Raw genomic sequence first — 13,209 nt, forward strand, 5'->3', positions numbered from 1 at the left:
TTGCAGAGGGTATTCGCCCGAAAGATCCCAGTGGAATGTTGGTTAGGCTAGCCTTAACCGGGTACTCTCGGTCGCCTTGGAGCGCCACAGAACGCGGTGAGGTGGAGAAGCTGGTGAGCCGTTGACCATCACGCTGGAACTCGCCGACTCCCGCCCCCTGGCCCCGGTGACCGCCACCCTCCGAGCCATGTTCGGTGGCGGTGAGGCGCCCGCGCTCTTCCCCGGGCTGACCGTCACCGACCAGGCCGGATGGACCCCCGCCACGGATCTGACCGGGCCCGGCCTCAACGCCCTGCTGGAGTCCGCGGGCCGCCGGTGGAACGCGCAGCCGCACGCCGCCGCCGCGCTCGCCTGGAAGTCCTACACCTATTGGCTGGCCCTGCCCGCGGTCCTCGGCTGGGCCTCCGCCCGCCGAGTGCCGTTGATCACCGCCCGTAACGTGGTGACCAGATTCGACAATGCGGGCACGCTGGTCACGATCGGAGTGCTCCCGGGCACCCCGGTCGCGGTCCTGCCGACCGACCCGCTCGCGCTCAGCCACCACCCGGACGCCGTCGTCGTCCCCGACGAGGAGGCGCTGCTCGCCGCGTTCCGCGGGGCCCTCCTCGACGAGCACCTGGCGCCACTGCTGGACACCGTTCACAACCGGGTCCGCCTCGGGAGACGGCCGCTGCTCGGCTCGCTCGCCTCCGGCGTCGCCTACGGCGTCGTCCGTTCCGCCGACGCCGTCCCCGGCTCCTCGGCCGAGTCCATCGACCGCCTGCTCGGCGCGCTGCAGGTCCGCGATCTGATCGACCTGGCCCCCACCGCGAACGGCAAGCTGGACGTCCAGCGCAAGACCTGCTGCCTGGCCTTCACCCTGCCGGCCCCCAAGCTCTGCCCCGGCTGCTGCATCAAACCCTGATCCCGGTCCGGCCCCGACCCCCGATTCGCGATTATCGGATTACCGCCGCGACCGTCCACAATCCGGCATTCCCCAGGGCGCCGCTTCCAGCGAGGGTCCGGACCGCCCGGCCACCGGGCTGACGACGTACCCCCAAAAGACCGACGGCCGCAAGGCCCCCGGGCACCTTGCGGCCGTCGCACATCGCGATTACCAAGATTCAAAATTCGGAGGTACGACCTACGGGTCGCGTCCGAGGGCCTCTCGGCCGAGCACCCTGGCACGCGGCCGGGTCACCGAGTGAGCCGGATCAGCAGTGCAGGTGCGAACGGACGTCGGCGGGAACCCCGGTCTTGCAGTAGTCGCCGGTGCCACCGTCGAGCACCTTCCAGGCTCCACCGGTGAAGTGGTAGACCACGTGGGGGCGCTCGATGTCCGATTTCGGGTTGGTCCGCGCGATCGCGTAGTCCTGGTAGCAGACGATGTCGCTCAGGGTCTCCGTCGGCAGCAGGGCCTTGGCGGTGTCGCTGCCACGGAACGCCTTCAGCAGCGTCGCCTCCGACACCGGGCAGCCCTTGTCCGCCGCTGCCGGCTTGACCGCCGAGGTGGCCTCGCTCGCGACCGGCGTGGCGGAAGCTTCCGCGGTTGCGGCCGCAGTCGTCGGCGTCGCGGCAGCGGCGGTGGTGGGCGCGGCGGTGGTGCTGGTGCTCGAGCACCCGGCGACGGCGAAAGCGGCGGCTGCGGCGGCGAGGACGAGAGAGGTACGGGCGTTCACGATCTGGCTCCTTCGGCGGTGACGCGCATCCCGTGCCGTGATGCGCTGACAGGAGCCAGATTGCCGAACCAGCGATCTTCATGAATCACGGATACGTGCCAATGGATCAATGGCCGGCCGGGAAGCCGGCGCCGCCGGAGCTCGGGTCAGCTGTCGCCGGCGGTGGTGATGACCGCGTCCGGGTCGTCGACCAGGTTGCGGACGTCCCACATCCAGACGCCGCCGGTCCAGGTCGGGCGGAAGCCCAGCAGCTCGGACATGGCGCGCAGCATCTCGATGTCCCGGGTCTGCGGGGTCAGCACCACCACCCCGGCCTTCCAGTACCGCAGGTCGGCGAGGGTCATCTCATGCCGCGCCTCGGTCACCGCGGGACTCGGATTGCCCTGCCGGACCGACGTGATCAGGCCGCTGGTCGGGCGCCACGGCGGCTGGAACGCCGCGGTGCGGTCGGCCGGGTCCAGCGGGTTCTGCGTGGGGAGCAGCGCGTACGCCCCGGCGATCCGCATGTCCTGCCCGGTGTAGGCGCTCCAGCGCAGCGGGTCCGGGTAGCTGCTGTCCGGCAGCGGCAGGGTGACCACGGTGTGGTCGTCGTCGACGTACTGCCGCCAGGCGCCGGAGGTGACGAACTCCGGCACCGGCTTCATCGGGACGGTCGAGAGGTGGATCGGCACGAGCGGCACCAGGGCCATCGCCACGGCGGTGATCATCGCAACGCGGATCGGCCCGCGGGTGTGCGGCTGGGTGCGGACCAGGTCGGCGGCGCGCTGGCAGCCGAGGGCCAGGACGATGCCGACGACCGGGGCGATCGCCATCGCCCACCGGGTCGGCACGGCCGAGTTCAGCACCGGAAGGTGGTGCAGGAAGGCCCAGATGCCCGGCACGCCGGTGTCCACCCCGTTCAGGGTGATGCGCGTTCCCAGCGACATCGCCGCGAACAGCAGCGCCAGGCCGCCCAGGGTCAGCACCGCCGCGCTGCGCCGCAGCCAGAGGACCAGCCCGAAGAAGAGGATCACCAGGCCCCAGCCGAAGAACGCGTTCTGCTCGGACGGGTTCTGCGCCAGGGTGAGGGGGGTGTCGGCACCGGCCACCGAGTGCGACGAGTACGCGGTGAACGACCCGAGATCGGTGCCGAAGCTCCGAACATATTCGGACAGCCCCTGGTACGACTGCGGGCCGAAGAACTGCACGGCGAGCGGGTAGGCCAGCACCGCCACGGCGATCGACGCGGCCACGCTCAGCCCGCGCAGGAAGGCCGGCGCCTCGCCGCGGTGCCGCTTGCGCCGGACCAGCGCCAGCACCACGCAGAAGACGCCGAGGCCGACGGCGGTCATGAAGAGGATCTCGAGGTTGATGAACGCCTGCCAGATCAGCAGGCCGCCGAGGACCAGACCGTTACGGACGGCCCGTCCCGGCACCCGCAGGTCGAGGGTCCGCCAAATGATCAACGGGACCAGGAACTGCGAGACGATGTTCGGGTGCCCGCCGGCGTGCGAGACCATGCTCGGCGCGAAGGTGCAGAAGAGCGCGCCCACCCAGGCGGCGAGCCGCGAGGTCACCAGGCGGCGCGACAGCACCAAATACCACGACGCACCTGTTAATGCCAATGCGGCGGTGAGAAATACGTTGAACGCCACATGCGGACCGAACAGAAGAGTGACCGGCGTCAGTGGCAACGAAACGGCCAACGCCGAGGTGTTGGCCATCATGTTCACCCCATCGGGGTAATTCATGCGATCGGAGAAGAACGGATATACGCCATCCGTGAGCACGCGGGCACCGTGCGCCAACATCCACTCGAAGAAAGCCTGATCCTGCGGATCGTCGCGCAACTCATGATCAAGATTGAGCCACAACGGGGCTGTGACCAAGAACGCAACAACCAGGAAACCGGCTATGACGAGAACGTCCTGCCAGGCCGGCACGCGCCACAGGGGACGGCCCCGGACAGGCTCCGTGGCCTGCTCATCGGCCTTTTCCCTGGCGGGTGCGGGTGAGGTCGGCGCGGTCGCCGCTATGCCGTCCTCAAGCGCGCGCAGCTCGGCGTCCAGGTCCTCGGCAGCGGTCGCTTGGCGGGGCGGCAGAACGTTCTCACCGGCCGTCTGGCCCGTCGACTCAAAACCCGTAATCGTCATAGCATCGGCGAGCCTAACCGAGGCAGCGAAGAGTTCCGCGTTGTGCGCCCGCAGCGTGATAGAGACGATATGTACGCGTGTTTTCCGCGTGTCCTTGGATCAACCTTCGTGCGACCGCGGAGCCTCGGGTAAGCCATCGACATACCCGGCCCGGCTATGTCTCAATCAGGCAAAAAAATCGCCGTGGCCCCGCCGCCAACTTTCGGATAGCGGCGGCAGATGGTTAACTTCTCCGGTCCCGCTGTCAGCTCAGATCGGCAAGATGAGGGAACCTCACCTATGGCAGACATCACTGGAGACCAGCGGATCCAGTCCGAAGTGCTCGAAGGCCTCGCCACGGCTGTGAACCACCGCCGGTGGTTCGTCGAGCTCGCTCTCCCATACCTCGGGGACAACCCCATCGAGATCGGCAGCGGCCTCGGGGACTACGCCGTCGAGTGGGCCGAGCACCTCCCGCGGTTCACCGCGACGGAGGCCGACCCCGACCGACTGGTTCTGCTCAAGGAACGGATGGCCGACCATCCGAACATCGACGTGCGGCAGATGCTGCTGCCCGCGCAGGACGCCGCCGGGGAGTACAGCGCGGCCGTCTCCTACAACGTGCTCGAGCACATCGAGGACCACGTGGGCGCGCTGCGCAGCATGAGCGAACTGGTCCGCCCGGGCGGCCGAGTGATCATCATCGTGCCGGCGTTCATGTTCGCGATGAGCCAGGTCGACATCGCCACCGGCCACATCCGGCGGTACACGAAGAAGACCCTGGGCGCCGCCTTCGCCGAGGCCGGCCTGCAGATGGAGCGGCTCCACTACGCGAACGCCCTGGGCCTGATCGGCTACTACGCCGCGACCAGCATCTTCAAGCTGGCTCCGAAGGAGGGGCCGATGGTGAAGGTGTACGACAGCCTGGTGCTGCCGGTCACCAAGGCTGCGGAGCGGATCGTCCGGCCGCCGTTCGGGCAGTCGGTCTTCGCGGTGGCACGTACGCCCCGCTGACCCACCGAAGCAGATCGAGGCGACGGCCGTTCGGCTGTCGCCTCGCCGCTTTTCAGCTCGTTCAGCTGTTCTCGATCGCCCCCGTGGCCCTCCGGCTCACAACGCTGCTTCCGCTTCGCTGCTTTCGGGTCGCGGGGTCAGCCGTGGACCTGGAAGGTCGGCCGCAAGGTCGCCCGGGCCAGGGTGTGGAAGGCGAGATTGAACCCGACATACGCCGGGGTGGCGTCCGGGGTGACGGCGAGCGCGTCCACGTCGATCGCGTGCACGGCGAACACGTAGCGGTGAGCCCGGTCACCGGGTGGCGGGGCGGAACCACCGTAACCGCGGTCGCCATAGTCGTTGCGGACACAGAAGGCACCACCCGGCAGCGGGTCGGCACCCCGATCGAGAGCGGTCACCGAGACCGGCAGGTTCACCAGCACCCAGTGCCAGAAGCCGCTACCGGTGGGGGCGTCCGGGTCGAAGCAGGTGATCACGAACCCCCGGGTCTCCTCGGGAAACCCCGACCAGGACAACTGGGGCGAGAGGTTCTTCCCGCCGACGCTGGTGTGCGCGTACAACTCGTCGAGCGGCTGCCCGTCCGTCACATCCGTGCTGGTCACCGTGAACTTCGGCACCTGCGGCAGGAGATCGTACGGATCGGGGGCCAGAGCTCGGTCAAGACTCATGAAGTCCTCCAGCGTGGTCGCATAACTGGTCTGGCTTTCCCACGATGAGCCGAGAGTAACCGCCGCAGGTATCGCCCGCCTTTCGCGAGTGTTGCGCGCCGCAGTACCTCGTACGGGTAAACGCACAGGTGGTGCGCACCCTCATCGCGATGGTCGGCGATGCTTCTGTCAGACATCCGACCGGGTACGTACGGCAGAGATCCCCGTGCCCAGTTGCGATCGGTACGCGACAGCGGCCAAGCAAGCCGGCACCCGTCACCACGGCGGGTGTCGGCTGCTGTCGGTGGACAGCAGCTCAGGGACCCGGGATCCGTTTCACCTGCAGACCCCCGTAGAGCTTCCGGTAGACCACCCCCGTATGACGGTTCCCCGCGTCGATCATCATCCCGCGGCCCATGTAGATGCCCACGTGCCCCTGTCCGACCACGAGGTCGCCCGGTCGGGCCTGCCAGCGCGGGATCGTGCGGGCCCGCGCGGCCTGCGCGCTGGACGAGTGCGGCAACCGCATCCCGGCCCGGGCGTACGCCTGCCGGGTCAGTCCCGAGCAGTCGAAACCGGCCCGGCCCTCGCCGCCGGCGACGTACCGCCTGCCGACCTGTGATCGGGCGTACGCGAGAACCGCACCGATCCGTCTGCCGGACGACACCCGTTGCGACCGCACGGCGGTCCGCCTCGCCGTCTTGCGCACCATTCCCCGGTGCGACACGGTGGTCCGCCGCTGGGCGACCGTCACCCGGCGCTGAGACGCCCGCACCGCCATCCGCTGCTGGGACGCCTGAACCGCCGTCCGGCGCTGGGACGCCCGCACCGCCTTCCGAGCCGGCTGAGCCCGGGCCATGCCGCGTTCGAAGCGCGGCTCCCCCGCCCTGGCGAGTGAACGCCGCGCCGACGGCACCGAACGGTGAAGTAGCGGCGCCACAGCCGGGCGGACCTGCAGCGGCACGAGTGAAGCGGGCCGGACCGTTCGGCGTTGCATCGCCCGGGTGGCCCGGGTGGCAGCCGACTGGCGCTCCCGGTACAGGTCTTCGTCGAAGCCGCCCGGGGCAGCGAGGGCGGCAGCCGGCTCACCCTCCCGGTCCAGATCTTCGGCAAGGCTGCCCGGGGCGGCGAGGCTCTCCGCAACGGCCGGAGCCGAGGACTCCGGGATCGCCGGCTGGGCCGGAAGCGCTTGGACAGCCTCCACGGCGTGCTCGGCGGAATCTAGGGCCGGTGCCAGGACGGCCAGCGCAAGAGCGCCCGCGGTCAGCACACGGCGGGTGGACGTACCGTGCAGGGTTGCCTCCGAAATCGGCCCGGGGCACTCACGCGAATCCCATCCACAGCGCGGCCGATAGTGCCTGCCGCCCTATTGCCGCCGGTGAAGGAGCGCAATGGGAACCCGGACAACTCTATGCATTCCGTGAACCATGGCAACACACCTTGAATTGCGGCGTGGGTAAGTTCAGATTATTTTCCCCCCGGATCACCAGAACATAAAGCGGACATCGTCACCGAGCGGACGGCAGCCGCATCCGCACTCCCGGCGCGGACCCGGATACCCGGAACGAGACCTCGCTGAGCTGGGAGTCCTTGGGGACGTCGAACGGCAGGACACCGTTCACCGAGGCGCCCGGGCGGATTTCGTCGAGCAGCGTCGGACTGCCGTCGTTGAGAAATACCTCCGCATCGTCGGCGACCGCGTAGACTCCGCCCTCGGTGTCGTAGACACGCTGTACGGAGCTGTCGAACAGATCCGGCTCCTGACCGTTATTGGTGACCCGCACATCGAGCAGACAGAATTGCCCGTGCGCCCGCTGTTCCAACGCCTCCGGGCCGATCCTGGAGAAACCGCACCGCACGCCCTTGACCCGGAGCCCGAACCCGCCGGGCTCCGCCTCGGTGGCACCGGCCGGCGCCAGCCCGCTGATCACCACCGGCCCGCCGGCCTGACTGTCGGCGGTCGCCACCGCCCAGATCCCGAACATGATCAGGACCAGGACGGCGAGCACGCCACCGCCCACCCAGATCCGGGTGCGCCAGAGCAGCGTCCACTCGTCCAGACCCTCGTCGTCAGGGTCGACCACCCGAACGCGTGGCGCACGGTGTGATGTGTAGGCCACAGGCTCTCCCAGCGAACGGGGCGCGCCCGGGAGTCGGACACGCTGTCCGTCCATGCTGGGTTCGCCACGGCCGCTCACCATCACGACTCGCCGCAAAACCGACTTTATCTGCCATAAGGTCGAAGTGATGTTCCCCTGATCGAGTGGTCAGCGCAGCAGGACGAGCTTTCCAAGGTGATCGCTGGACTCCAGCACACGCTGCGCCTCGGCCGCCTCGGACAGCGGGAAGGTGGCGTGGATGACGGGTTTCACCACACCCGCGGCGACCAGCGGCCACACCTGATCGCGGACCCCGCTCACGATCCTGGCCTTCTCCGCCGGTGGGCGAGCCCGCAGCGAAGTGGACGAGACGCTGCCCCGCTTGGCCATCAGCGCGCCCAGGTCCAGCTCGGTCCGGGTACCGCCCTGGAATCCGATCACCGAGATCCGGCCGTTGGGCGCGAGCGCCTCGATGTTGCGGGCCAGGTACTTCGCGCCGATGATGTCGAGCACCACGTCGGCGCCACGGCCGCCGGTGACGTCGTGCACCACCCGTACGAAATCCTGCTCCTGATAATCGATCGTCACGTCGGCGCCGAGCGCACGCAGCCGCTCATGCTTCGCCGCCCGCGCGGTCACCAGCACCGTCGCCCCCAGCGCCTTGCCCAACTGGACCGCGAACGTGCCGATCCCGCTGCCACCGCCGTGCACCAGGAACGTCTCCCCGGAACGCAACCGGTCGTGGGCCACCACGTTGGACCAGACCGTGCAGGCCACCTCGGGCAGCGCGGTGGCCTCGACCAGCGACAGCCCGACCGGCACCGGCAGCAACTGGCCCACCGGCACCGCGACACGCTCCGCATAGCCCCCACCGGCCAGCAGCGCGCACACCCGCTCACCCACGTGATGCCCGCCGACTCCCGGACCGACCGCGCTGATCACACCGGAGCACTCCAGCCCCGGATAGACCGGAGCACCCGGCGGAGGTGGATAGTGCCCCTGCCGTTGCAGCAGGTCAGCACGGTTGACCGCGGCGGCGGTGACGTCGACGACCACCTCACCCTCACCCGGCTCCGGATCCGGAACCTCGGCCCATCGCAGCTGCTTGTCCTCGATCACGATCGCGCGCATGGAGCCGACTCTGCCCTACGGGTACGACACGAACACAGCGCCGAGCGGGCGTCTGGCAGACTGGAGCCGCAACGCGGGAGGGCTCGCCTAGTGGCCGATGGCGCCGGTCTTGAAAACCGGTATGGGGAAACTCATCGTGGGTTCGAATCCCACGCCCTCCGCTCTCACGAGCAGCAAAAACCGCCGCTGACCAGGGGTAACCCAGGTCAGCGGCGGTCATCGTAGATCACCGGCCGGTCTCGCTCGATCTCGCCGAATCTCACTCGTCGCGGCAAATACGCGGCAACGGAACCTCAGCGTTCGTGCTGGTCACCGTCCAGTTTCAGGGCATCCTCGATCCGGCGACGGGCCGCCGTCCCCTGCCCCTCGATGCACTTCGCGTAGACCCGCAAGACCACTTGCACGCCGTGTCCGGCCCACTCCGCGACCTGCGTCGCCGGTACGCCCGCGTTGAGTTGCAGGGACACGCACGCGTGCCGCAGGTCGTACGGCCGTCCGGCCAGCGGCGATCGGTGCTGTGCCGGGGTGAGCGCGGCCTTCCGTGCCGCGCGCCAGGTCCGCGAGTAGGTCTCTCGGGACAGCGGGCCACCGCCGTGCCGGCGTGGAGCGACGAACAGCCGGCCGTCCGGAGCGCACCCGAATACGGCGATGTGCCATCGCAGGATCCGCACGAGCGGCGGCGACGCGGGCACCGGCCGGACTGCGTTCTTGGCCCGGTGCTTCAACTCTCGGTCTTCCTTGGTGGCGGTCGCGTCGTCGCCCCAACCTTCCCCCACGTGCAGGCTCGATCCCGTGAGGCGTAGTTCGCCCCATCCGTCGTCGTCGGGCACGTCGCAGTCCGTGTCCCGTAGGTGCACCGCCTCGGCGGGTCGCAGGCCGGCGAAGTAGAGGCAGACGAAGAACGCCACGAGCCGCGGCGCGATGTCGCCAGACGCCGAGCAGCTCGCCGGTGCGGTGCGCGAGGGGCTCGCGATACTCCTCAGCGCCGGGGTCGGTCAGCGTGCCGAAGTAGCCGAAGATCACCGCGCGCATGGCCCACACACGGACGCGCCGGAGACCCCCCGTGGTGCGAGGGCCTCCGGCGAGGCGGTTCCGTGCGGTGGATCAGGATCCGCGAAGGATCAGGTTGCCGTTGTCCGCGGCGCCGCTTGTTTCGCTGGCGCGTTTTGCGGCGCCGCATTCCCCGCGGCTTTATCCCGCTGGCGTTTCGTTCAAGCCCAAACCACGCAGGATGTTATCGCGGTTCGCGTTTCCGCGCAGCGCGGTCAAGGAATTCAAGCGGCCCAGCAAAGTCGTGGAAGATGCGGGGCATTTCAAGTCTTGAATCGCCGACAAGGTCTTTTCAAAACGTTGGATGCGGCTTTCGAGGTCCGTTCCACTCGGAAGGTTCGCATTCTTGAGCGCTACCTGCGCGTTCACTTGGGCTTGAGTGGGCGGGCAGCGACCGGGAACGTTTACCCCGGTAGGGCCAACGCGGTCGGCCGTCGCGTTCGGATTGCCCGGGCTGAAACCCAGCGCCGGCACCAAAGCGTTAATGTTACCGGAGCTGGCTCCGGCGTTCCCCGTCGCTCCACTCGCGGCCCCGTCACCGGATCCTGTGGCGGCGGCTTTGTCCGCTGGCGTTTCGTTCAAACCCAAACCACGCAGGATGTTATCGCGGTTCGCGTTTCCGCGCAGCGCGGTCAAGGAATTCAAGCGGCCCAGCAAAGTCGTGGAAGATGCGGGGCATTTCAAGTCTTGAATCGCCGACAAGGTCTTTTCAAAACGTTGGATGCGGCTTTCGAGGTCCGTTCCACTCGGAAGGTTCGCATTCTTGAGCGCTACCTGCGCGTTCACTTGGGCTTGAGTGGGCGGGCAGCGACCGGGAACGTTTACCCCGGTAGGGCCAACGCGGTCGGCCGTCGCGTTCGGATTGCCCGGGCTGAAACCCAGCGCCGGCACCAAAGCGTTGATGTTACCGGAGCTGGCTCCGGCGTTCCCCGTCGCTCCACTCTGGTTCGTGGCGGCGTTGCTCATGCCGGTGCTGACGGCGAACGCGGTGCCGGCCAGAGCCGCAGCGGCAAGTCCCATGGCGATCTTGCGGTTGCGCCCGGTGAGTCCACTGCCCGGCCGCCGGTACGCACTGCTGCGTGATCTCCTCATGCCCGTGTTTACGTGGCTCGTCTTCGAGCGGACGGGGTTCGTACCTTAAATATCCTTAAATGCTTCAACCCCACAGTGACTCGGGTGCGTGCAGGCGCAACATCGTGGTGCCCACGTCGGCGGGCACGCGACCCGCGGTGCACAGGGAGACGCCCACCATGACGACGAACGCCAACGAAACGGTCCAGGCGGCAGGCTGACCGACGAGCACCGCCGAGGAGATCCACGAGACACGGCCTAGGCGGACGTTGCATGAAAGCGGCTTGCCCGCCAGAAACTACTTTTAACGGGCAATCGCGCCATGGCTCCATCACGGCACGCCGCTCCGCTGGAACGCCAAGAGGACTGAAACAGAAGGAGCGGCGGCAACCGGGCGGCAACGCGCGCCCTTGTCTTACTGTTTCAGCAGGTCAGAGACATGCGACCGCCGGTCTTGAAAACCGGTATGGGGTAACTCATCGTGGGTTCGAATCCCACGCCCTCCGCTTCATTGAACAGCAATACCCCCGCTGACCTGCGCGAACGCAGGACAACGGGGGTTCTCTGTGTTAGATCCTCAGTCTCACTCGACCTCACTCCGGACCGCTTGATCTCGCTCGCCGCGATCAATACGCGACAATGAACTGGTCCCGCTGGTCTTGTCGCAGGTGGCGTTGATCAGCGTGCGGTGCGCTGTGGTTCGGCGGCCGGGCTGGTGACCGGCAGGGTGAGGGTGAAGGTCGCCCCTTTGGGTTGGTGTGGCTGGTAGCCGATTTGCAGGTTGCTGGCGGTGGCGAGTCGGTGGGCGAGGTACAGGCCGAGTCCGGTGCCGGGTTTGGTGGTGGCGACACCGGTGTCGGCGCGGGCGAAGCGGTCGAACAGGCGGTCGACGAATTGTGGTGGGACGCCTTCGCCGTGGTCGCTGACCTGGATGTTCAGGTTCTCGTCCGTGCGGGCGACGGTGATGTCGATCGGGGGGCTGCCGTATTTGACGGCGTTGCCGATCAGGTTGCCGAGGATGAGCTGGAGGAAGGCGGGGTCGGCGTAGGCAGTGGCTTCGTCGTCGGTCGCGGTGATGGTGATGCCATGGCCGGGTTCGAGGCCGAGGCCCTCGACTGCTTGCCGGATGGCCCGGTTGATGTTCAGCAGTGCTGGATGCGCGGTGATGGCGCCCGCGTCGAGTCGGGACAGGGTGAGGATCTCCTCGACGATGCGGTCGGCGCGGTGCCCGCCGTTGGTGATGCGCCGGATGTAGCGATGTTTTTCTTTCTCGTCCAGATCGGTCCATTCGTCGAGCAGGATCTCGCCGTAGGAGACGATGGAGCTCAGTGGCTGGCGCACATCGTGGCTGAGCATGGTGATGAAGTCGCCCAGCTGCGTGTTCGCCCGATGCAGGTCCTGGCGGCTGCGTCGCGTACGGGCAACCGCGGCGACCAATAGCAATCCGATGCCAGCAGCGATGGTGACGGCTACGTGGAGACCGATTTCGGCGCCGGCCATCGGTGCGAACAAATAGTCTTCGGTGGCGCTCGCGATGAGCCGCCACGGGGTGTCGCGGATGTCCACGGTGGTGTAGCGCCACCATTGGCCGCCCTGCCGTACCCGGCCTTGTTGATCCACTTGCCGTGTTGCGGCCAGCTCTGCGTCGAGTCGGGTCGACTCGAGCACGCCGGTGCTCTGATTGGCGGCGACGATCGTGCCTGTGTCGTCGACCAAGTTGAGGTGCACCTCCGAGCGGGGAATCACGGCGGACAGGAACCCCGCCAGCGAACCCTTGCCGATCGCGACCGATCCGGCGAACACCCGCCGACCAGTTGCGGCATCGAAGGGCACTGCGATGTTCGCCACCGGCGGACGGTCCGAAGCGAATACGATCGCGGAGGATACGATTGGCTGACCCTGGCGTACCGCAACGTCCAGATGTGGGTACCCCTCGGTCAGATCCTGCCCGAGGGGAAGTGCGCCGGCGGGGGCCACATGCAGCACCCGTCCCTGGGCGTCAAGCAGGACCGCTCCCGACAGGCTCAACCCATCGACCGCCCGCCTGAAGTCGCGTTCCGCGACGACGGAGTCGCCGAGGAACGTCTCCGCCTGCTGGCGCTGCCGGTTGATCTGATCATCGACGAAGCCGGTGATGAAGTTCGCCAACAGCTCGATTCGCTGGTTGAACCGCCGCACCAATCCGTCCTGGCTGGAGTGTTGCAGCGCGGCGACACTACCCACTGCTGCGACGGTCAGAATCAGCCACACAGTCAGCGGCAGCGCAGCGCCACGCCATAGGGTAGAAGACCGCAAAAGACGCATATAGCGCAGAGTAACTAAGATCGGGCTTGTGCCTGGTCCAGAACGGTGGATCGTCGAGCCCGTCTACGGCACTCGGATGCTGCACCGCCTACCAGCGGATCCTCACCGCCTGGGCACCCGCAGG

11 protein-coding genes and 2 tRNA genes are annotated in these 13,209 nt (G+C 67.9%); 4 read left to right on the top strand and 9 right to left on the bottom strand.

Translation table 11 applies throughout. The features are described 5' to 3' along the window. Positions 1-187 precede the first annotated feature (187 nt). The gene (locus CHC09_RS22495; protein ID WP_179277236.1) at positions 188-904 is read left to right on the top strand and encodes a hypothetical protein; all 717 of its coding nucleotides are present in this window, start codon (positions 188-190) and stop codon (positions 902-904) included. A gap of 289 nt (positions 905-1,193) precedes the next feature. On the opposite strand, the gene CHC09_RS46465 is transcribed toward CHC09_RS22495, so the two are convergent. Both CHC09_RS46465 and CHC09_RS22505 read right to left on the bottom strand, forming a co-directional pair. Next, complete coding sequence (locus tag CHC09_RS46465; protein ID WP_089295146.1) at positions 1,194-1,658, bottom strand: hypothetical protein; 465 nt, start codon at positions 1,656-1,658, stop codon at positions 1,194-1,196. A 146-nt stretch (positions 1,659-1,804) separates the two neighbouring features. After that, positions 1,805-3,790, bottom strand: a complete 1,986-nt coding sequence (locus CHC09_RS22505) for a DUF6311 domain-containing protein (protein ID WP_089295147.1) — start codon at positions 3,788-3,790, stop codon at positions 1,805-1,807. A 279-nt stretch (positions 3,791-4,069) separates the two neighbouring features. Between CHC09_RS22505 and CHC09_RS22510 the strand changes: the two genes are divergently transcribed. Continuing rightward, positions 4,070-4,783, top strand: a complete 714-nt coding sequence (locus CHC09_RS22510) for a class I SAM-dependent methyltransferase (RefSeq protein WP_089295148.1) — start codon at positions 4,070-4,072, stop codon at positions 4,781-4,783. A 137-nt stretch (positions 4,784-4,920) separates the two neighbouring features. Here the strand turns inward: CHC09_RS22510 and CHC09_RS22515 are convergent, their stop codons facing one another. The 4 genes from CHC09_RS22515 to CHC09_RS22530 all read right to left on the bottom strand — a co-directional run bounded on the left by CHC09_RS22515 (position 4,921) and on the right by CHC09_RS22530 (position 8,660). Beyond that, the gene (locus CHC09_RS22515; RefSeq protein WP_089295149.1) at positions 4,921-5,451 is read right to left on the bottom strand and encodes a YbhB/YbcL family Raf kinase inhibitor-like protein; all 531 of its coding nucleotides are present in this window, start codon (positions 5,449-5,451) and stop codon (positions 4,921-4,923) included. A gap of 295 nt (positions 5,452-5,746) precedes the next feature. Beyond that, complete coding sequence (locus CHC09_RS47740) at positions 5,747-6,634, bottom strand: C40 family peptidase (RefSeq protein ID WP_239138404.1); 888 nt, start codon at positions 6,632-6,634, stop codon at positions 5,747-5,749. 304 nt (positions 6,635-6,938) lie between these two features. Further along, positions 6,939-7,550 (bottom strand): DUF4352 domain-containing protein, encoded by a 612-nt coding sequence (locus CHC09_RS22525; protein ID WP_239138403.1) that lies wholly within the window; start codon positions 7,548-7,550, stop codon positions 6,939-6,941. Positions 7,551-7,697: 147 nt separating this feature from the next. Next, positions 7,698-8,660 carry an NAD(P)H-quinone oxidoreductase gene (locus tag CHC09_RS22530; RefSeq protein ID WP_089295151.1) on the bottom strand — a complete coding sequence of 321 codons (963 nt, stop codon included), beginning with the start codon at positions 8,658-8,660 and terminating at the stop codon, positions 7,698-7,700. A 76-nt stretch (positions 8,661-8,736) separates the two neighbouring features. Between CHC09_RS22530 and CHC09_RS22535 the strand changes: the two genes are divergently transcribed. After that, a tRNA-Ser gene (locus CHC09_RS22535) sits at positions 8,737-8,821 on the top strand. A 132-nt stretch (positions 8,822-8,953) separates the two neighbouring features. Here CHC09_RS22535 and CHC09_RS22540 read toward each other — a convergent pair. Next, entirely contained in the window at positions 8,954-9,568 is a 615-nt protein-coding gene (locus CHC09_RS22540; RefSeq protein WP_239138402.1) for a tyrosine-type recombinase/integrase, read from the bottom strand. Positions 9,569-9,851: 283 nt separating this feature from the next. Further along, positions 9,852-10,730, bottom strand: a complete 879-nt coding sequence (locus CHC09_RS22545; protein ID WP_218827169.1) for a hypothetical protein — start codon at positions 10,728-10,730, stop codon at positions 9,852-9,854. 479 nt (positions 10,731-11,209) lie between these two features. Here CHC09_RS22545 and CHC09_RS46470 point away from each other — a divergent pair. Then, positions 11,210-11,284, top strand: a tRNA-Ser gene (locus CHC09_RS46470). Between the two features lie 175 nt (positions 11,285-11,459). Here CHC09_RS46470 and CHC09_RS22550 read toward each other — a convergent pair. Continuing rightward, on the bottom strand, positions 11,460-13,085 hold the full coding sequence (locus CHC09_RS22550) for a sensor histidine kinase (protein ID WP_089295153.1): 1,626 nt from the start codon (positions 13,083-13,085) through the stop codon (positions 11,460-11,462). Between the last annotated feature and the right edge of the window lie 124 nt (positions 13,086-13,209).

The organism is Actinoplanes regularis (assembly GCF_900188005.1).
GTDB classification, from domain to species: domain Bacteria; phylum Actinomycetota; class Actinomycetes; order Mycobacteriales; family Micromonosporaceae; genus Actinoplanes; species Actinoplanes regularis.